Origin of the sequence: Candidatus Halobonum tyrrellensis G22 (genome assembly GCF_000495475.1) — an archaeon.
GTDB lineage: Archaea > Halobacteriota > Halobacteria > Halobacteriales > Haloferacaceae > Halobonum > Halobonum tyrrellense.
The window spans coordinates 1-17,318 of sequence record NZ_ASGZ01000048.1 but is presented as its reverse complement, the minus strand read 5'-3'; the positions used below and the strand labels follow the sequence as shown (position 1 = coordinate 17,318).

Annotated in this window: 17 protein-coding genes; 7 read left to right on the top strand and 10 right to left on the bottom strand. The window is 72.5% G+C overall.

Annotated elements, in window-relative coordinates:
- Positions 1 to 761, bottom strand: a 761-nt coding sequence (locus K933_RS12430) for a YkgJ family cysteine cluster protein (RefSeq protein WP_023395086.1), incomplete at its 3' end; no start/stop codon positions are given.
- Positions 762 to 973: 212 nt separating this feature from the next.
- On the opposite strand from K933_RS12430, the gene K933_RS12425 reads away from it, so the two are divergent.
- The 3 genes from K933_RS12425 to K933_RS18780 all read left to right on the top strand — a co-directional run bounded on the left by K933_RS12425 (position 974) and on the right by K933_RS18780 (position 3,587).
- Positions 974 to 1,195 (top strand): DUF7561 family protein, encoded by a 222-nt coding sequence (locus K933_RS12425; protein ID WP_023395085.1) that lies wholly within the window; start codon positions 974 to 976, stop codon positions 1,193 to 1,195.
- A gap of 69 nt (positions 1,196 to 1,264) precedes the next feature.
- A complete protein-coding gene (locus K933_RS12420) occupies positions 1,265 to 3,181 on the top strand; it encodes a helicase C-terminal domain-containing protein (RefSeq protein WP_023395084.1) in 1,917 nt (638 codons plus the stop codon).
- Between the two features lie 217 nt (positions 3,182 to 3,398).
- Complete coding sequence (locus K933_RS18780) at positions 3,399 to 3,587, top strand: hypothetical protein (RefSeq protein ID WP_023395083.1); 189 nt, start codon at positions 3,399 to 3,401, stop codon at positions 3,585 to 3,587.
- Between the two features lie 116 nt (positions 3,588 to 3,703).
- On the opposite strand, the gene K933_RS12410 is transcribed toward K933_RS18780, so the two are convergent.
- On the bottom strand, positions 3,704 to 4,828 hold the full coding sequence (locus tag K933_RS12410; protein WP_023395082.1) for a 60S ribosomal export protein NMD3: 1,125 nt from the start codon (positions 4,826 to 4,828) through the stop codon (positions 3,704 to 3,706).
- A 119-nt stretch (positions 4,829 to 4,947) separates the two neighbouring features.
- Complete coding sequence (locus tag K933_RS12405) at positions 4,948 to 6,135, bottom strand: SPFH domain-containing protein (RefSeq protein ID WP_023395081.1); 1,188 nt, start codon at positions 6,133 to 6,135, stop codon at positions 4,948 to 4,950.
- An 85-nt stretch (positions 6,136 to 6,220) separates the two neighbouring features.
- Between K933_RS12405 and K933_RS18775 the strand changes: the two genes are divergently transcribed.
- From K933_RS18775 to K933_RS12395, 3 genes are all read left to right on the top strand, one after another.
- Entirely contained in the window at positions 6,221 to 6,394 is a 174-nt protein-coding gene (locus K933_RS18775; RefSeq protein WP_200862324.1) for a DUF7554 family protein, read from the top strand.
- Positions 6,395 to 6,398: 4 nt separating this feature from the next.
- Positions 6,399 to 6,911, top strand: a complete 513-nt coding sequence (locus tag K933_RS12400; RefSeq protein ID WP_023395080.1) for a 2'-5' RNA ligase family protein — start codon at positions 6,399 to 6,401, stop codon at positions 6,909 to 6,911.
- A 62-nt stretch (positions 6,912 to 6,973) separates the two neighbouring features.
- Positions 6,974 to 7,390: a hypothetical protein gene (locus tag K933_RS12395; protein ID WP_023395079.1), complete on the top strand. Its 417-nt coding sequence runs from the start codon at positions 6,974 to 6,976 to the stop codon at positions 7,388 to 7,390.
- 63 nt (positions 7,391 to 7,453) lie between these two features.
- Here K933_RS12395 and K933_RS12390 read toward each other — a convergent pair whose 3' ends face one another.
- From K933_RS12390 to lpdA, 4 genes are all read right to left on the bottom strand, one after another.
- Positions 7,454 to 8,806, bottom strand: coding sequence for a cytochrome P450 (locus tag K933_RS12390; protein ID WP_023395078.1), 1,353 nt, complete (start codon positions 8,804 to 8,806; stop codon positions 7,454 to 7,456).
- A gap of 84 nt (positions 8,807 to 8,890) precedes the next feature.
- On the bottom strand, positions 8,891 to 10,816 hold the full coding sequence (locus K933_RS12385) for an ABC transporter ATP-binding protein (protein WP_023395077.1): 1,926 nt from the start codon (positions 10,814 to 10,816) through the stop codon (positions 8,891 to 8,893).
- 128 nt (positions 10,817 to 10,944) lie between these two features.
- Positions 10,945 to 11,265, bottom strand: coding sequence for a hypothetical protein (locus K933_RS12380; RefSeq protein ID WP_023395076.1), 321 nt, complete (start codon positions 11,263 to 11,265; stop codon positions 10,945 to 10,947).
- A gap of 103 nt (positions 11,266 to 11,368) precedes the next feature.
- Positions 11,369 to 12,793, bottom strand: coding sequence for a dihydrolipoyl dehydrogenase (gene lpdA / locus K933_RS12375; protein WP_023395075.1), 1,425 nt, complete (start codon positions 12,791 to 12,793; stop codon positions 11,369 to 11,371).
- A gap of 332 nt (positions 12,794 to 13,125) precedes the next feature.
- Between lpdA and glmM the strand changes: the two genes are divergently transcribed.
- A complete protein-coding gene (gene glmM / locus K933_RS12370; RefSeq protein WP_023395074.1) occupies positions 13,126 to 14,487 on the top strand; it encodes a phosphoglucosamine mutase in 1,362 nt (453 codons plus the stop codon).
- Between the two features lie 42 nt (positions 14,488 to 14,529).
- Here the strand turns inward: glmM and K933_RS12365 are convergent, their stop codons facing one another.
- The 3 genes from K933_RS12365 to K933_RS12355 all read right to left on the bottom strand — a co-directional run bounded on the left by K933_RS12365 (position 14,530) and on the right by K933_RS12355 (position 17,317).
- The gene (locus K933_RS12365) at positions 14,530 to 15,693 is read right to left on the bottom strand and encodes a DUF7118 family protein (protein WP_023395073.1); all 1,164 of its coding nucleotides are present in this window, start codon (positions 15,691 to 15,693) and stop codon (positions 14,530 to 14,532) included.
- Positions 15,677 to 16,078, bottom strand: coding sequence for a phosphoribosyl-AMP cyclohydrolase (hisI, locus tag K933_RS12360; protein WP_023395072.1), 402 nt, complete (start codon positions 16,076 to 16,078; stop codon positions 15,677 to 15,679). The genes K933_RS12365 and hisI overlap by 17 nt, the downstream gene beginning before the upstream one ends.
- Before the next feature lie 120 nt (positions 16,079 to 16,198).
- Positions 16,199 to 17,317: an A24 family peptidase gene (locus K933_RS12355; RefSeq protein WP_023395071.1), complete on the bottom strand. Its 1,119-nt coding sequence runs from the start codon at positions 17,315 to 17,317 to the stop codon at positions 16,199 to 16,201.
- Between the last annotated feature and the right edge of the window lies 1 nt (position 17,318).

Here is a 17,318-nt window from a genome sequence, read left to right as displayed (position 1 = left end):
GACGCGCGGCCGACCCACGAGTCGGCGGCGCGGACGCGTTCGGCCGCCTCGGCGGCGCGGTCGGCGTTCACGTCGGTCGTCCCCGGGGCGGAGCCGGCGGCGGCGCCCGCGAACAGCGCGCGGTCGTCGGCGGTCGTCTCGCCCGCCGCCAGCCGCGCGACGACGCCCGAGAGATCCGCGGGGTCGGGGTAGACGAAAACGGTCGACCCCAGCGCCTGCGGACCGAACGCGGGCGGCGGGAGGTCGGCGGGCACCGACCGGTCGAGGAGACGCTCACCCGGGTCGCCGTGGGCGCTCTCGACCCGTTCACACTCCGTCTCGCGGTCGAGGTCGAGGTTGTGTCCGGGGTAGCTCGAACACGCCTCGGGGTAGCGGTCGTCGCCGTGGAGCCGACACTGGAGCGTCTCGGGGTCGAGGAAGGCACACGCGCGGAGCCACACCCGGTCGCCGCCGAACGGCGCGACCGGCTTCGGCGGCTTGCACAGCCCGACCAGAAACAGCGGTCGGTCGCCGAGCGCGGCGACCGAGTGGCCGTCGAGTTCGACCGAGCGGTCGGGGTCGTCCGCGGCGAACAGCCGCGGGGCGAGCGCGTCGCCGTGGCCGGCGTCGACGAACGCGCGCACCTCGTCGCGGCCAAGCGGGACGAGGTTGTACGTCGAGTCGAGCGCGCGGTAGCGCCCGCCGTGCTCGTGGTCTGGCGCGCCGCCCAGCGGCCGCCAGTCGAGACAGCAGCCCGCACAGCCCTCGCAGTTCACCTCCATGGGGTGAGAGACGTTGACGCACGTACAAATGGGTTCCCGTAGCGCGGGCAAGCCGTCGATTTCGGCGCGGGTGGCGGGTCGTGGCCCGTGGGCGGCGGACAGACGCGCGGGCGAGGGTCGTGACGGGCGGGTGACGGACCGACGGGCGAGCGCCGGACCGCAGCCGCGGCGCGCCGGAAGGGGTTTTCCCCCGGGGAGCGAACGCCCGGCCGATGGGAAAGCGCACCTGCGACGGCTGCGGCCGGCGCGTCCGGGTCGGCGGCGGCATCGGCGACCTCTGGTCGTTCGAGACCGAGAGCACCCAGGGGCTGACGCTCGAACTCGCGGACGGCTCGGAGTTCTTCCTCTGTTACGACTGCATCGACCGCCTCCCGGACGACGAGGAGGTCACCGCCGCCGACGTGGAGGCGCTGCCGCCGTACCGCGACCCCTGACGGCCGGCGTTCGACGCCGACCGCCCCATCCGACACCCTTACGCCCGCGCCGGCGGTCGATACCGACGAGTGGACCCCGACCGAATCCCGCCGTCGTTCCCCGCGCCCTCCTTCCGGGGGAACCAGGAGGCGGCGCTCGCGCGCCTCCGCGACGCGTTCGCCGCCGGCAACGACGTCGTCCTGGTGCGCGCGCCGACCGGGAGCGGCAAGTCGCTGCTCGCGCGCGCCGTCGCGGGCGCCGCCCGGACCGTCGAGGAGGCGGAGCCCGCCCAACCCACCGGCGCCTACTACACGACGCCGCAGGTGTCCCAACTCGACGACGTGGCCGCCGACGACCTGCTGTCCGACCTCAACGTCATCCGGGGGAAGTCCAACTACGACTGTATCCTCCCCGGCGAGGAGGACACCCCCGTCGACCGCGCCCCCTGCGCGCGCGAGCGGGGGTACGACTGCTCGGTGAAACACCGGTGTCCGTACTACTCCGACCGCGCCATCGCCTCCAACCGGCACGTCGCCGCGATGACGCTGGCGTACTTCATGCAGACCGCCGGCTCGGAGGTGTTCCGCAAGCGCGACGTCGTCGTCGTCGACGAGGCGCACGGGCTGGCCGAGTGGGCGGAGATGTACGCCACCATCGACCTGAACCCCCGGACGGTCCCCGTCTGGGACGACCTGCGCGTCCCCGACGTCCACGACGCCGAGGCGGGTCCGGTCGAGCGCACCGCCCGGTTCGCCGACCAACTCGCGTCGGTCTGCGAGCGCGCGAAAGACGAACTGCTCGAGAAAGCGGAGTTGACCCCCGAGGAGGCGGCCCGGAGGGACCGCCTACAGGAGCTCCGGTCGGAACTCGGCTGGTTCGTTGACGACTACCGCGACCGCGAGTCGGCGACCACGTGGGTGGTCGACCAGCCCGACGGCGCGGGCGGGCCGCTGACGGTCAAGCCGCTCGACCCCGAGAAGTACCTCCGGCACACGGTGTGGGACCGCGGCGAGAAGTTCGCGCTGCTGTCCGCGACCATCCTGAACAAGGCGGCGTTCTGCCGGAGCGTCGGTCTCGACCCCGACCGGGTCGCGCTCGTGGACGTGCCCCACACGTTCCCCGTCGAGCACCGCCCGCTGTACGACGTCACGCGGGGGAAGATGACGTACGACGAACGCGACGAGACGCTACCGAAGGTCGCACGGCTCTGTCTCCGACTGATGGCCCGCCACCCCGACGAGAAGGGACTGATCCACGCGCACAGCTACGCCATCGCCGAGGAACTGGCGACGCGGTTCGACGAGTTCGGCGTCGGCGCGCGCGTCCGCACGCACGACCGGGCGAACCGCGACGCCGAACTGGAGTCGTGGAAGGCGTCGTCGGAGCCGGAGCTGTTCGTCTCCGTGAAGATGGAGGAGGCGCTCGACCTGCGGGGCGACCGCTGCCGGTGGCAGGTGGTGTGTAAGGCGCCGTACCTCAACACGAACGACTCGCGGGTCGCCACGCGCCTGGAGGACGGCCAGTGGGCGTGGTACCACCGCGCCGCGCTCCGCACCGTGATCCAGGCGTGCGGGCGGGTGGTGCGCGCGCCCGACGACCACGGGCACACCTACCTCGCGGACTCGAGCCTGCTCGACCTGTTCGACCGGGCGCGCTCGGACACCCCGTCGTGGTTCCGCGACCAGATAGACCGCATGACGACGCCCGACCTCCCCGCGTTCGACCCCGGCGCCGCGATGGCGGGGATGGACGCCGACCCCGGCCCGAGCGGACGGCGCGGCCGTCGGGGGGGCGCGAACGGTCGGACCGGGTCCGGCGGCCGGTCGCGGGCCGGCGGGTCGCCGCCGTCCGGCGGGGCAGGGAGGTCGACCGCCGGGAGCGGGTCGGCCGGGTCGACCAGTTCCGCCGGCGCCTCGGAGTCCGGTCGCTCGGTGGAGGAGGCGGACGGCGACGGGGACGACCCGTTTGCCGACCACCCCCTCTCGGACGTGTGGGGCGACGGCTGAAGACGGCGTGAAACGAACCGTGTTATCGTATCACAGGGTCGTTAGCGACCGCTCGCGCGACGACGGCGCGATTCGGGACCTGTTTGTGAAAATTCTCACCCTAATTCGCGTAGGGTCCTAACGTTTGTAACGTTATACTCCATCTACCACCGTGGATAGACCTCGTTTAGGGAGGATACATTTACATACTTGTGTTCCGTACGGGTAGGTGAGACAGATGAGTTCCCACTCGTTGACGTCCGCGCTGACGCTGTATCGCAGCGGTACCCTCACACTCACGCAGGCGGCGGCACACTGCGGCCGGTCGGAGACCGAGTTCCAACTCGCGGCGGCCGGTCACGGCGCGGAACGGCGCGAGTCGGTCGCGGGCGACCGCGACCCGGCGACGCCCGCCCGCGCCGACTGACGCAGCCGTCGGTCCCCGCGACCCGTTCGCTCGCCCGGCCGTCGTCGCTCGCCCGGCCGTCGTCGCTCGCCCGCCTCGACCGGTCCGGGTCCGGCCATGTTCCGCCGTCCCGCCGCTCAGTCGCCGCTTCCGTCGGGGAGGACGTACAGGCCCGTCCGCGTCTTGATCACGGGCACGGCGTCGTCCGCGGGGTCGAAGTAGTCCGGCCGGGGGACGGTCGTCGACTCGAACGTCTCGGGGTCGAGCACCTGCACCGCGTGGTCGTCCTCGACGGCGACCACCGTCGTCTCCGTCGCGTCGTCCGCCTCGCCCACCGTCTCGGCGTCGGGCGTCTCGCCCGCCTCGAACTCCGCCTCGTACGCCTCGCCCGTCGTCACGCGCACGCCCTTGAGGTTGCCCTGGACCGAGCGGACCAACACCGGCCCGTCGCCGTCGTCGGGGTCGATCAGGTCGCCCGGGCGGAACTTGGGGAGCCGGAGCGCGAACGTCACCCGGTACACCTCGTTGCCGTCGCCGTCCTCGGTGACGAGCGTCGGCGCCTCGGTGTAGTTCCCCCCGAGGCGGTCGGTGATCCGGGTCGCCACCGCCTTCCCGAGTTGGTTGGTCGAGAGTTTGATGTCCTTCCCCTCGGGCTGGTCGGTTATCTCCGTGATGAACGCGTCGCGGTCGCCGTCGGCCTCCCGGTCGGCCACCAGTTCCTGCGCTATCTCGACCGCCTCGCGCTCCTCGGCGGGGTCGGGCGTCCGGCCGCGCCCGCGGACCTGGACGGTCGCGGCGTACGACCCGCCCGCGACCCGGCCGCAGCGGTCGCAGGTTCCGCGGCCGATCTTGACCGGGACGACGACCTCCTCCTCGACGGCCACGCCGCGGACGACGCCCGCGAACGTGCAGTGCATCCGGATCGTGTTCTGGTCGACCTGTTCGGGCTCGACGCCCCACCGCACCTCCTCGGCGTTGAGGTGGACGCCGAGCGCCTCGCTGACCTCGTCGACGGCGACGTCGGTGTAGTCGCGCGCGCCGACGTCCACCCAGCGGTTGCCGCGGTGGACCGCGCCACAGGAGCCGCAGACGGTCACCTCGATCCGGTCGGGCGCGTCGACGAGTTCGAAGTCGTCGAAGTAACACGCGTCACACAGCACCCGGTCGCGCTCGCGCGGTTCGCCGGGCAACGGCTCCTCGCGCTCGGGGACCGGGTCGCCACACCGGGGGCAGAACTCCCCGGAGCCTCGCGTTCCGCTCATGGGCGTTCGAAGGTGGCTAGACGGTTTAAGCGGCGCGACCCGGTCGCGGGCGACCGCGACCCGGCCACGGGTGTCGTGGGGGTCGGCGACCCGCGGACCCGCCGTCCGCGCGGCCGCGACTACCGGCCGTCGCGCTCGACGGCGCGTTCGTCGTCCGTCCGCTCGCCGTCCGTCCGCTCGCCCGCTCCGCCGTCGGCGCCGTTCTCCAAGATCCCCTCCACGTCGTCGAGTCCGAGGAGTTCCCGCGTCTCGTCGTCGAACGAACCCGAGTCGAGCCCCGCCGACGCCTGAACGTCGCTACCGGTCATCTGCCGGCCGTACCGGCCGAGCAGGCTCGTGAGTTCCTGCGGGAGCACGAACGTCGTCGACTCCCCCTCGCCGATGGCCGAAAGCGTCTCCATCCCCTTGTCGACGATCGCCCGTTCGCCCATCGACTCGGCGGACTTCGCGCGGAGGACGGTGGCGACGGCGTCGCCTTGCGCCTCCAGGACGGACGCCTGCTTGTCCCCCTGCGCTTGGAGGATCGCCGCGGTTCGCTCGCCCTCCGCGCTCTCGACGGCCGCGCGGCGTTCGCCCTGCGCTTCGAGGATCATCGCGCGGCGGCGGCGCTCGGCCGACGTCTGCTGTTCCATCGCGCCCCGAACCCCCGGCGTGGGGAGCACCTCGCGCACCTCGACCATCTCCACCTCGACGCCCCAGTCGTCGGTCGGCCCCTGTAGCTCCCGGCGGATCCGGGCGTTGATGTCGCCGCGCCGCGAGAGCGTCTCGTCGAGGCTCATGTCGCCGAGCACCGCCCGGAGCGTCGTCTGTGCCAGGAGGGCGGTCGCGCGCCGGTAGTCCTCGACGTTGAGGAACGCCCGCTCGGCGTCGACGACGCGGACGTAGACGACGGCGTCGGCGACGACCGGCGAGTTGTCCTCGGTGATCGCGTCCTGCCGCGGCACGTCGATGGTCTCCGTCCGCATGTCGAACCGGTAGGTCGTCGAGACGAACGGCGGGACGAAGTGGAGACCGGGGTCGAGCAGTCCCCGGTTGCTCCCGAAGACGGTGAGCGCGCGCCGCTCGTACGCCTGGACGATCTCGACCGACGAGACCAGCGCCGCCAACAGGAGGGCGACGACGACGAACCCCGCGGCGAGGAGGGGCGACACCAGCGCGAGCGCCAGTCCGACCGCCGCGACCAGCCCGGCCGTCGCCGCGCGGGAGGGACCGACGGACCCGAGGTCGCCGAGGCCGCCGAGGTTCAACTCGGGACCGGTGCTCACCCGCCCGAGTTCGCGGAAGAGGCTCCGACTCCGGTCGTCCATACGCTACGTGTTGTCGTCGGCCGTACTTATCGATTCGTACGTCCGCGCCGGGAACGCTTTTGTTCCGCTCCGCCGATCGTCGGCCATGGAAGTAGAAGACCTCCTGAAACTCGTGTTGGTGCTCGTGGTGGTCTGGCTGGTCGTCGAGATAGTCACCGAGGTGCTCGGGTTGGCGCTCGGCGTCCTGTCGGCGCTGCCGAGCCTCCTCGGCGTCGTCGTTGTCGTCCTGATCGTGCTCTGGCTGCTCAACCGCATCTGAGCGGGTGTACAGCCTCAACGTCCCGGTTCCCGGCGCCGTCCGACGGCTGGCCGCCGACCTCGCGCCCGACCTCGCGGCGTTCGAGTCGGTCCGCGACCGGCACACGCTCGTCGTCAAGCGGTTCGACGGCGAGGCGTCGCTCGCGCGGCTCCGCGAGCGGGCGCGGCCGCTGGTCGCGGGCGTCGCCCCGTTCGAGGCGCGCGTGACCGGCGTCGACGCGTTCGAGACGCCCGTCTACGGCGACGGCCCCGTCGTCTACCTCGCCGTCGAGAGCGACGGTCTCCGGGAGGTACACGAGCGGTTCGTCGCCGAGTTCGGCGCGGTCGAACCGTTGGAGGGCGACGACTACACGCCGCACGTCACGCTCGCGCGCGGGCGGGCCGGCCCGGACGCCGGCGCCGCGCTCTCGCGGCTACGCGACCGCGAGGTGGACCTCTCGTGGACGGTCGACGAACTTGGTATCTGGTCGCGGGAGTACCGGGAGATAGCCGCGCGGCTCCCGCTCGGCGGACGGTAACGATCGGTCCATATATCGCCTCGATAGTAACAGATATTCTGATCAAATCGGACCCGCCACACGTGTCACGCGTACTCAAGGCGTCGGGATTCGTCGCGCTCACCGTCCAGATGCTGTGGGGGCTCGCACAGGTCGGCCTGCGCATGCCCGGCGGACCGTCGCTGCCGGGCGCGACGGTCGGCGCACACGCCCACTTCGGCGTGCTGTCCATCCTCGCAGTCGTCACGGGCTACGCCGTCGCGGACGTCGGCCTGACGGGGTGGATGCGATCGGTCGCAGTCTGGGGGTTCGTCGCGGGGCAGTGGCTCCTCCCGGCGACGATCATCGTCGGCGAACTGGCGTTCCCGCCGCTCATGGTGACCGCGTTCCTCTGGGGGGCGCTGCTCGCCGTCTCGATGGCGCTCGTCGCCTGGGGGGTCATCAGTCAGGAGGCGGCCGCGGCCGGCCGGACCGGCGGCGTCGCGCCGGCGGACGACTGAGGCGGGCCGGGGCCGGCGTCGGTCCCTCGACTCAACCGCACGGGACGGACGGGAACCGGACGGCTACCGCTCGCGCAGCCGCATCGGCACCGGGTGGTCGGGGTGCATCGTGATCGACCCCCGGAGGTCCAGTTCGGGGCCCTCGTAGTTGAGTTCGTACTCGCGGCCGACGGACGCGAGGATGAGTTTCGCCTCCAGCATCGAGAGCCGCTTGCCGATACAGTGGCGCGGGCCGCCGCCGAACGGGAAGTGGGCGAACCGCGGGCGGTCGCCCTGCCTGTCGGGCTCCCACCGGTCGGGGTCGAACGCCAGCGGGTCGTCGTACCAGCGCTCCGACCGGTGGACCGCCCACTGGGGGAGCATCACGATCGACCCCTCGGGCACCCGGAAGCCGCCGAGGCGGACGTCGACCCGCGGCTCGCGGAACAGGGTGTACACCGGGGGGTACAGCCGCATCGCCTCCGAGAGCACGTGGTCGGTGTACGTCAGCGACCGGACATCGGCGGCGGTCGGCCGGCCGTCGAGTTCGTCCACCTCGGCGTGGAACCGCTCGCGCGCCTCGGGGTGATTCGAGAGGAGGTACCACGCGTACGTCAACGCGAGCGCGGTGGTGTCGTGGCCCGCCAACAGCATCGTCATCAGTTCGTCGCGCAACTGCTCGTCGGTCTGTTCGCCCCGGTCGCGCGCGCGCAGGAGGACCGACAGCAGGTCCATCGGCTCGTCGCCGTCGACGGCGTCGCCCGCGGGGTCGGCCGCGTCGTAGGCGGTACCGCGCCGCTCGTCGAGTATCTCGCCGATGACGCCCTGGAGCGTCTCGACGGCCGCGTCGAACTCGCGGTTCTCGCGGGTGGGCGCCCAGTCGGGGATGACGGTCCGGACGGGGTTCGGCTCGAACCGCCGGCCGAGCGGTTCGAGGTTCTCCCGGACCGTCGTCAGGCGGTCGTCGTCGATATCGGTCCCGAACATCGCGCTCACGATGATCCGGACGGTGACGCGCGCCATCTCGGCGTGAACGTCGACCCGGTCGTCGGGCGCCCAGCCGTCGAGCATCGTCTCGGCGTGGTCGACCATCAGGTCGCCCAGCCCGGCGACCCGCGAGGCGTGGAACGCGGGCGAGGCCAACTCGCGCTGGCGCTCCCACGTCTCGCCGTTCGACAGCAGGAGGCCGTCGCCCAGCAGGTCGAACAGCGCGTCGTCGAGCCGGGGCTTGCCGAACTTCGCGGCCTCCGACACCAGCACGCGCTCGACGTCGGCGGGGTTCGTGAGCATGTACGTCTCGCGCGGCCCCAAGTCGAGACGGACCACGTCGCCGTACGCCGCCTCGCACGCCGACATGAACGCGAACGGGTCCTTCGCGTACTGCTGGCCGTTGCCGACGAGCGGCAGCCCCTTCGGTCCCGGGGGGGTGGTGCCCATTGAGAGACACAGGGCCCGGTCGTGCAAAAGGGTTGGGCGCGCGGGTGCGCGCGGCGAAGCGACAGTGAGAGGTCGTCCGCCCGCTCAGTCGTCGGCGGGCGCGCCCGCCTCGTCGCCCGCCTGCCGCGCCCAGAGGTCGGCGTACGCGCCGCCCTCGGCGACGAGCTCCGCGTGGCTCCCCACCTCGTCGACCCGGCCGTCGTCGAGGACGACCACCCGGTCGGCGTCGCGGATGGTCGACAGCCGGTGGGCGATGACGAACGCGGTGCGGTCGGCGGTCAGACTGCGGAGGCTCTCTTGGATCAGCTCCTCCGTCTCCGTGTCCACGTCGGAGGTGGCCTCGTCGAGGATGATCACCTCGGGGTCGTTCAACAGCGCGCGGGCGATGGCGACCCGCTGGCGCTGTCCGCCCGACAGCTTCACGCCGCGTTCGCCGATCTGGGTGTCGTAGCCCTCGGGGAGGTCCGTGATGAACTCGTGCGCCTCCGCCGCCTTCGCCGCCTCGACGATCCGGCGACCGGGGCCGCCCTCCCCGTCGCCCGCTTCCGTGCCCTCGTCGAGTGCCGACAGGTCGCCGTACGCGATGTTCTCGGCGGCCGACCCCGAGAACATGTACGGGTTCTGCTCGACGATCCCGACGTGCTCGCGGAGCGCGGTCAGGTCGTACTCGCGGACGTCGGTGCCGTCGACTTCGACCGCGCCCGCGTTCACGTCGTAGAACCGGGGGATGAGCTTCAGGAGGGTGGACTTGCCCGCGCCGGTGGTGCCCGCGAGCCCGACGGTCTCGCCCGCCTCGACGTCGAGCGAGACGCCCGAGAGCACCTCCTCGTCGTCGGTGTAGCCGAAGCGCACGTCGTCGAAGGTGACGCTCCCCTCGACCGACTCGGGGACGTACGCGTCCGGCGGCGAGGTGACCTGCGGCTCGTGCCCGAGGATGCCGAACACGCGCTCGGCGCTCGACTTGGCCAGTTGGTACTTGTTGGCGGTCTTGCCCACCCGGCGCATCGGCGAGTAGAGCCGCCGCAAGAGGAGGAAGAACAGCGCGAACGCGCCCGCGCCGACGGTGCGCGGGTCGGCGTTGCCCATCCCGTAGCGGATGATGTCGCTGCCGGCGACCCACAGCACGGCCACGAACACGACGCCGGTCATCAGCCGGAGCACGGAGAAGAACGCCCGCCGGAGCCTGATGGCGCCGACCTTCTCGGCGTGGTAGCGGTCGCTCTGCTCGGCGACCCGGTCGAGTTCGAAGCCGTGGCGGTTGAACGCCTTGATGACGCGCGCGCCGCCGATGTTGTTCTCCAGCCGGGAGTTCAGTCGCGACACCGTCTCGCGGATCCCGCGGTACCGCGGCTCGATCCACGAGAGGAACTTCCACGACGCCAGCCCGATCACCGGCACGGGCGCGAGCGCGATCAGCGCCAGCTCCGGCGAGTGGTAGAACATGATGATCCCGATACCGCCGACGGTCGCCACCACCCGGATCGCCTGTCGGATCTCGGTGTTGAGGAACTGCTCCAACCGGTTGACGTCCTGGTTGAGCACCGACATCATCGCGCCGGTCTGGTGGTTCGCGAAGAAGTCGAGCGAGAGGTGCTGCATGTGGTCGTACGTGTCGTCCCGCAGGTCCCGTTGGACCTTCTGGGCGGTCGACTGGAACAGGTACCGCGAGGCGAAGCGGGTGACCGACCGAACCACGTACGCCAGCGCCGCGACCACCACCAACTGTTCGAGCAGCGCCATCCGGGCGGCCTGCCCCGAGATGGTTCCGCTCGGGAGCAGCCCCGCGTCCGCGAGCATCCCCGGCTCCCCGTCGGTCGTGATGACGCGGTTGAGCGCGGCGGCGACCAGAAGCGGCGGCACCAGCCGCGACGCCCGCGTCAGGAGCGCCGCGAGCAGGCCGACGGAGAGGCGCGGCCAGTACGGCTTGCAGTAGCCCAACAGCCCCGCCATCGGATTCCCGTCGGCGGACTCCCGAACCGCCGAGAACCCCCCGTGTTCGTCCTCAGACATACCGATCCGGGACGACAGCGAGCGACAAAGGCGTGTGGGCCGCCGAACCCGCGGTCCGGGAGACGCCGCCGGGACCGGCCGCCCCGCAGTCGTCGGGGCGGGCGTCGTCGCGCCGGCCGCTCTGTGAGCTACTCGCGGTCGAAGTCGGTCTGTCCGATCGGGACCGCCGCGAGGCCGCCCGCGTTCCCGTTGCCGTACGCGTACAGCACGACGCCAGCCTCCCAGTCGACGGCGCGCTTGAGCGTGCCGTTGAAGTCGTCGTCGCGCAGGCGGACGGCCGCCAGCCGGTCGGGGTCGAAGCCGTTCGCCTCCCCGCCGTCGCCGCCGTCGCCGTCGCGCTCCTCCCCGCTCGGGGCGGTCCCCTCGACGGGTTCGAACGCCGGGTCGTCGGGGTCGGCGTCGGAGGGCTCGTCGTCGCTCATGTCGGTGTCTCGGTCGAAGAGACCCATACGCGAGTCGTTCGGGCGGGGGAGTATCAAACTACCAGTCCGCCGGACGGAGTAGCCGGGAACCCGCGAACTCGCGGGAACCCGTGGGCGTCCCCCTCGCCGCTCACCGGTTCAGCGTGTGGATCGCCTGCCCCATCGCGTTCTCGGCCGCCTCCATCACCGACTCCGCGAGCGTCGGGTGGGTGTGGATGGTCGACGCCACGTCCTCCAGCGTCGCGCCCATCTCCACTGCGAGCGCGAGCTCCGCGACGAGTTCGGAGGCGTCGGGACCGACTATCTGCCCGCCGAGGACGAACCCGCTCTCCTCGTCGGCGACGACGCGGACGAACCCGTCGGTGTCGTCCATCGTGAGCGCGCGCCCCGACGCGCGGAGCGGCATCTGGCCGACGACGGGGTCGAACCCCTCCGCTTCGGCTTCGGCCTCCGTCATCCCCACCGTCCCGATCTCGGGGTCGGTGAACACCGCGGCGGGCACCGCCTGGTAGTCGAGCGCCGCGGGTTCGCCCGCCGCGACCTCCGCGGCGACGATACCCTCCTTGCTCGCCTTGTGCGCGAGCATCGGCTCGCCGGCCACGTCGCCCACCGCGAACACGTGGTCGACGTCGGTCCGCGCCTCGGTGTCGGTTTCGAGGAAGCCGTCGTCGTTCGGCTCCAACCCCAGACTCTCCAGTTCCAGCGTGTCGGTGACGGGTTCCCGGCCGACCGCGACCAGCACCGCCTCGCCGCCGTACTCCGACTCCGCGCCGTCTTCGGTCTCCGTGACGACGGTGACGCCGTCGCCGTCGTCGGACCACTCGCTTGCGCCCTCGCCGAAGTGGAACTCGACGCCCAACGCCTCGGCGCGCGTGCGGACCACCCGTTTCACGTCCTCCTCGTACCCCGGGAGCACGTCGTCGAGCATCTCCACGACGGTCACGTCGGTGCCGAGTTTGGCGAGCATCGTCGACAGTTCCATCCCGATGTAGCCCGCGCCGACGACCACCATCTCGTCGGGCACGCGCTCCATCCGCAGCAGGTCCCGCGAGGAGAGCACCGGTCCCTCGTCGAACCCGAACCCCGGAATCTCGACCGGGCGCGACCCGGTGGCGACGACGGCGTGTTCGAACTCGATGGACTCGCTGCCCTGCCCCTGTCCGCCGTGAGCGACGCGGAGTTTGTGCTCGCCGGCGAACGTCGCGGTGCCGGAGACCAGGTTGACGCCGTTGGCCTTACAGAGTTTCTCGACGCCGCCGGTCAACTGGTCGACCACGTCCGACTTCCACGACTGCATCTGACCGGCGTCGACCGCGGGGTCGGCGTGGACGCCGATATCCTCGGCCGTCCGGGCGGCGTGGGCGACGTCGGCGCCGTGGATGAACGCCTTCGAGGGGATGCAGCCGTGGTTCAAGCAGACGCCGCCGAACGCGTCGCGTTCGATCAGCGTGGTGTCGAGTCCGCGCTGTGCGGCGCGGATGGCGGCCACGTACCCGCCCGGTCCGCCGCCGACCACCGCGACGTCCGTCCCAGTCGAGATGTCTCCGACGACCATTGCCCGCTCGTTCCGCCCGCGGGCTGATAAACGGGGAGGACTCCGAGACCGCGGGCGGGGGTCAGCCCCGCCGAACCGGGCGGTCGGCGCGGGTCGTGCGACCCGAACGAACGGGGCGATTCCGGCGACGGACCCCCGGACGGACCCGCGGGGCGACCGCGAGCGGCGGGAACGGCACGACCGAACGGACCGATACGACCGACGCGGGCGACCCGACCGAACGACCGACGCGGGCGACGCGAGCGGAGCGGCGGTGACGGCGCGGGCGTCGCGCGCGCTCGCCACGCGCGCTTCGGAACCACTATGCCCGGAGACGCCCGACTGGTTCCCGAATGAAGGTCTTCGGTTCCAGCGGGACGAGGGGGGTGGTTGGGGAGGGGTTCACCCCCGAGTTCGTCCTCCGGGTCGCCAAGGCGGCCGCGAGCGTCTGGGACGACGACCGCGTCGCGCTCGGCCGCGACACCCGGACCACGGGCCCGATGCTGGCCGACGCGGCCGCCGCCGGCCTCGCGAGCGTCGGCGTCGACGTCGACCGCCTCGGCGTCGCGCCGACGCCCGCGACGGTGCGCTACTGCGGGGTCGAGGGCGTCCCCGGCATCCAGATCACCGCCTCGCACAACCCCCGCGAGTACAACGGCATCAAACTGGTCGGCAACGACGGGGTGGAACTCCCGGTGAGCGCGCTCGAACGCGTCGAGGAGGCGCTCCTGGCCGAACGGTTCACGGACGCCGACTGGGAGACGGTGGGCGGCACCCGGCGGGTCGAGACGGCCAACGACGACTACGTCGCGGAGATGCTCGCGACCGTCGACCGCAACGCCATCGCCGACGCCGGACTGACGGTCGCGCTCGACCCCGGCCACGGCGCGGGTGCGGTCACCTCCCCCGAGTTCTTCCGCGAACTCGGCTGTGAGGTGGTGACGGTCAACGCCCAGCCCGACGGCCACTTCCCCGGGCGCGACCCCGAACCGCTCGAGGCGAACCTCGCGGACCTCGGCCGACTGGTCGAGAGCACCGACGCCGACGTCGGCATCGCCCACGACGGCGACGCCGACCGAGCCATCTTCTACGACGAGACCGGCGCGTACGTCCAGGGCGACGCCTCGCTGGCGGCGCTGGCGGCCGAGAGCCTCTCGGCGGGCGACACCACCGTCGCCGCGGTCAACGTCTCCCAACGCCTGGTCGACGTCTGCGAGGACGTGGGCGCGACGCTCGACCTCACCCCCATCGGCTCGACGAACATCATCACGCGCATCCGGGAACTCACCGCCGACGGCGAGACGGTCCCCGTCGCCGGCGAGGGGAACGGCGGGGTGTTCTTCCCCGACTACCGGCTCACTCGCGACGGCGCGTTCATCGGCGCGAAGTTCCTCGAACTGCTCGCCTCGCGGGGCGAGACCGCGAGCGAGGCCGTCGAGCCGTACAGCGACTACTACAACGTCCGGCGCGACCTCACCTACGACGAGGACGCCGAACTCGACGCGATGCTCGCCGCGGCGGAGGCGTTCGCGGCCGACGCCGACGCGGAGCCGAACACCATCGACGGCTACCGCCTCGACTACGGCGACGCGTGGGTGCTCGTCCGGTCGTCGGGCACGGAGCCGAAGGTGCGCGTGTACGCCGAGGCGCGCGACGCCGACCGCGCCGAGGCGCTCGCCGCCGAGGTGTACGACGCGCTCGTGGACGCGAGGTGAACGCCGACCGGACGGCGTCGAACGCTCGTCCTCCCCTTCCCCTTATCCGGTGGTCCGACCGGCGTCGAGCGCCTCGCGCAGTCGCTCGCGTTCCTCGCGCGCGTCCGCGAGGTCGGCGGCGACCGCGCCGCTCGCCAGCCGCTCGCGTTCGTCGGCGCTGAGTTCCGCCTCGGCCTCGGCGGCCCGGCGCAGCCGCTCGTAGTCGTCGCGGCCGGCGACCCGCTTGAGCGTCCGCGCGCGGGCGACGGTCGCCTCGTCGGCGAACCGCGCGACCACGGAGACGAGTTCACCCGCGAGCGCGCGGAGTTCCCCCGCCGGCGGCGGCGGCCACCCGACGGTCAGCGGCTCAGCCGACAGCCGGTCGAGGTAGGTGCGGTGGACCGGGATGCGCGCGCGGAACGCGCCGGCGTCGTCGACGTAGTGGTCGAGTTTCGACGTCGAGTAGTCGGCGTACGCCAGCAGCGTGGGCACGGACTCCTCGCCGGCGTCGTGCTCACGGAGGTACTCGCGGAGTTCCGCCGGCGACGGTTCGAACTCGACCAGCGGGAAGTGGGCGGTGTCGTCGAGAAAGTCGAAGAACTCCCGCGCGCTCGCCGACTCGCGGAACGACGCGAACGCCTCGCGGACCGCCTCGTCGTAGTCGGCGACCGGCTCTCGCACCTCCTCGGTCGGCGCGTCCAGATCCGCGTCGCCGAGCGCTTCGAGGCGGGCGAGCCGGTCGACCCGGTCGTCGAGGTTCGACAGCCGGGTCTCGACCGCACGCTCCGCGTCGTACACCGCGCGCTCGGCGTCGTTCACCTCCTCGAGCCGCCCCGCCAGGTCGCGCGCGGGGTCGAGCGCCTCGCGGGCGGCCGCGAAGTCGGACTCCGAGAGCCGGCGGCCGTCGACCGCGTCGTTCGCCCGCTCGAACGCCTCGCGCGCGGGGAACTCCTCCGGCAGGTCGTCGACCAGCGTGGAGAACTCACCCTGGAACTCCAGGTACGCCTCGAAGTCGCCGGTGCCGGTCGCGGAGTCCTCGTAACCGTCGAGCAGACGGTCGGCGCGCCCGACGACGTCGCGCAGGCGGGTCAGCCGCTCGGCGCCGACCTCCTCGACGGCCGCCTCCGCCTCGCGGTGGCGCTCGCGGGCGGCTTCGAGCGCCGACAGCGGGTCCGACTCCGCCCCGTCGGCCGCCGCGCGGGCGTCCGCGTTACTCGTAGACGGCATCTGGGTCGAACACCCGTTCGCCCACCTCGTCGCCGTCGACGGTGCGGTGGAAACACGACCGGTGGCCGGTGTGACACGCGCCTCCGGTCTGGTCGACCACGTACAGCAGCGCGTCGGCGTCGCAGTCGACGCGGACCTCCTCGACCGACTGGGTGTGCCCGCTGGTCGCCCCCTTCTCCCACAGTTCGTCGCGCGAACGGGAGTGGTAGTGCGCCCGACCCGTCTCGCGGGTGCGTTCGAGCGCCTCCCGGTCGGCGTACGCGAGCATCAGCACCTCGCCGGTCTCGGCGTCCTGTGCGACCGCCGGCACCAGCCCCGAGTCGCCGAAGTCGACCGCGACGCCGTCGGTGTCGGTCCGTGTCTCCTCCTCGTTCGCCGCGCTCATACCGGGAGCGAGGGGAGGTCGCCGCATAGGTCTTTTGCGCCGACGTCGGGCGCGGGCGCCGACGGCCGCCGCCGGAGTCGTCGTCCGGCGTGGCGACCGAGCCGTCGGGGTCGCGACGGCTCAGGCGAGACCGAACGCGCCGAGCAGGACGGCGAGCGCGTCGCCGTACGCGAGCGCGACGACCAGGCCGACGAACAGCGGCACGACGAACGGGAGGCCGGGCGAGACCCAGACCGTCTCCTCGCTCGTAACCCGGTCGAGTCCCGTCCGGAGCGTCTCGGGCGTCGTCCCGTACGCCGTCCCCTCGATGTCGTCGAGGAACCGCTCGGCCGCCCACGGGTCGTCGGGCGTCACCGCCGTCTCGGGCGTCGTCCCCGCGCCGGTCGTCACCGCGTCCTCGATATCGACGGTCGGACCCGACTCGGCCCCCGCACTCGACTCGGCCCTCGGATCCGACTCGGGCGGGGCGACCCGGCCGCCGTCGGTCCGGGGACCCGCGTCGACGGCGCCGTCGGTGGGCGGGTGGGTCGCGCCGACGCTCGCCGGGTCGCGGTGGGCGTCGGGGTCCGCCCGGAGGGCCGGGAGGGTCGTCCCCCGCCACCGGAGGTACATCCGGAGCGCGTCGAGGTCGAGCCCTCGCGCGGGGACGGGTCCGCCCGCGTCCAACAGCGCGCCGTGTCGCTCGGGCAGGTCGTCGACCCGCGTCGGCCGGCCGACGAACGCCGCCGGCGAGAGCCGGCCCGCGAGCGCGTTGCGGGCGCCGAGCGCGAGCACGTACGCGCCGCCGACGAACACGGCGTTCGTCAACACCGCCATCGCGGTGACGCCGAGCGCCGACGGGTGCGCGGGGAGCCCTCGGTGGAGCCACGTCACCTCGGGGAGCACGGACAGCGGGACGGCGTAGCTCGGCGTGGTGGGGAACGCCACCGCGAGGACGACCAGCGCCTTCGCGTCCGCGCCGCCGAACGCCGACGCCCGGTAGGCGACGAGCGCGAACGGCACCAGAAACAGCAGCGAGAAGCCGACGCGGAACAGGAACAGCCGCCCGGCGTAGCCGCCGAACGGGAACGCCCCGACGGCGTCGATGGCGAGCGCGACCAGTCCCACGGCCAGTAGCGGCGGCCACAGTCGGTTCGGTAGCCGCCGGGTCCGCACGTCCCGGTAGGCCGCCCACGCGAACGCCGGAACCACGAGCAGGCGGAGCAGGTCCGCGGCCGTCGCGAACGCCGACACGGTCACC

What these genes read in the sequence shown, in the direction of transcription:
- K933_RS12425 (WP_023395085.1), top strand. Translation starts at nt 974, where the DNA reads ATGGGAAAGCGCACCTGCGACGGCTGCGGCCGGCGCGTCCGGGTCGGC.
- K933_RS18780 (WP_023395083.1), top strand. Translation starts at nt 3,399, where the DNA reads ATGAGTTCCCACTCGTTGACGTCCGCGCTGACGCTGTATCGCAGCGGT.
- K933_RS12410 (WP_023395082.1), bottom strand. Translation starts at nt 4,828, where the DNA reads ATGAGCGGAACGCGAGGCTCCGGGGAGTTCTGCCCCCGGTGTGGCGAC.
- K933_RS12405 (WP_023395081.1), bottom strand. Translation starts at nt 6,135, where the DNA reads ATGGACGACCGGAGTCGGAGCCTCTTCCGCGAACTCGGGCGGGTGAGC.
- K933_RS18775 (WP_200862324.1), top strand. Translation starts at nt 6,221, where the DNA reads ATGGAAGTAGAAGACCTCCTGAAACTCGTGTTGGTGCTCGTGGTGGTC.
- K933_RS12390 (WP_023395078.1), bottom strand. Translation starts at nt 8,806, where the DNA reads ATGGGCACCACCCCCCCGGGACCGAAGGGGCTGCCGCTCGTCGGCAAC.
- K933_RS12385 (WP_023395077.1), bottom strand. Translation starts at nt 10,816, where the DNA reads ATGTCTGAGGACGAACACGGGGGGTTCTCGGCGGTTCGGGAGTCCGCC.
- K933_RS12380 (WP_023395076.1), bottom strand. Translation starts at nt 11,265, where the DNA reads ATGGGTCTCTTCGACCGAGACACCGACATGAGCGACGACGAGCCCTCC.
- lpdA (WP_023395075.1), bottom strand. Translation starts at nt 12,793, where the DNA reads ATGGTCGTCGGAGACATCTCGACTGGGACGGACGTCGCGGTGGTCGGC.
- glmM (WP_023395074.1), top strand. Translation starts at nt 13,126, where the DNA reads ATGAAGGTCTTCGGTTCCAGCGGGACGAGGGGGGTGGTTGGGGAGGGG.
- K933_RS12365 (WP_023395073.1), bottom strand. Translation starts at nt 15,693, where the DNA reads ATGCCGTCTACGAGTAACGCGGACGCCCGCGCGGCGGCCGACGGGGCG.
- hisI (WP_023395072.1), bottom strand. Translation starts at nt 16,078, where the DNA reads ATGAGCGCGGCGAACGAGGAGGAGACACGGACCGACACCGACGGCGTC.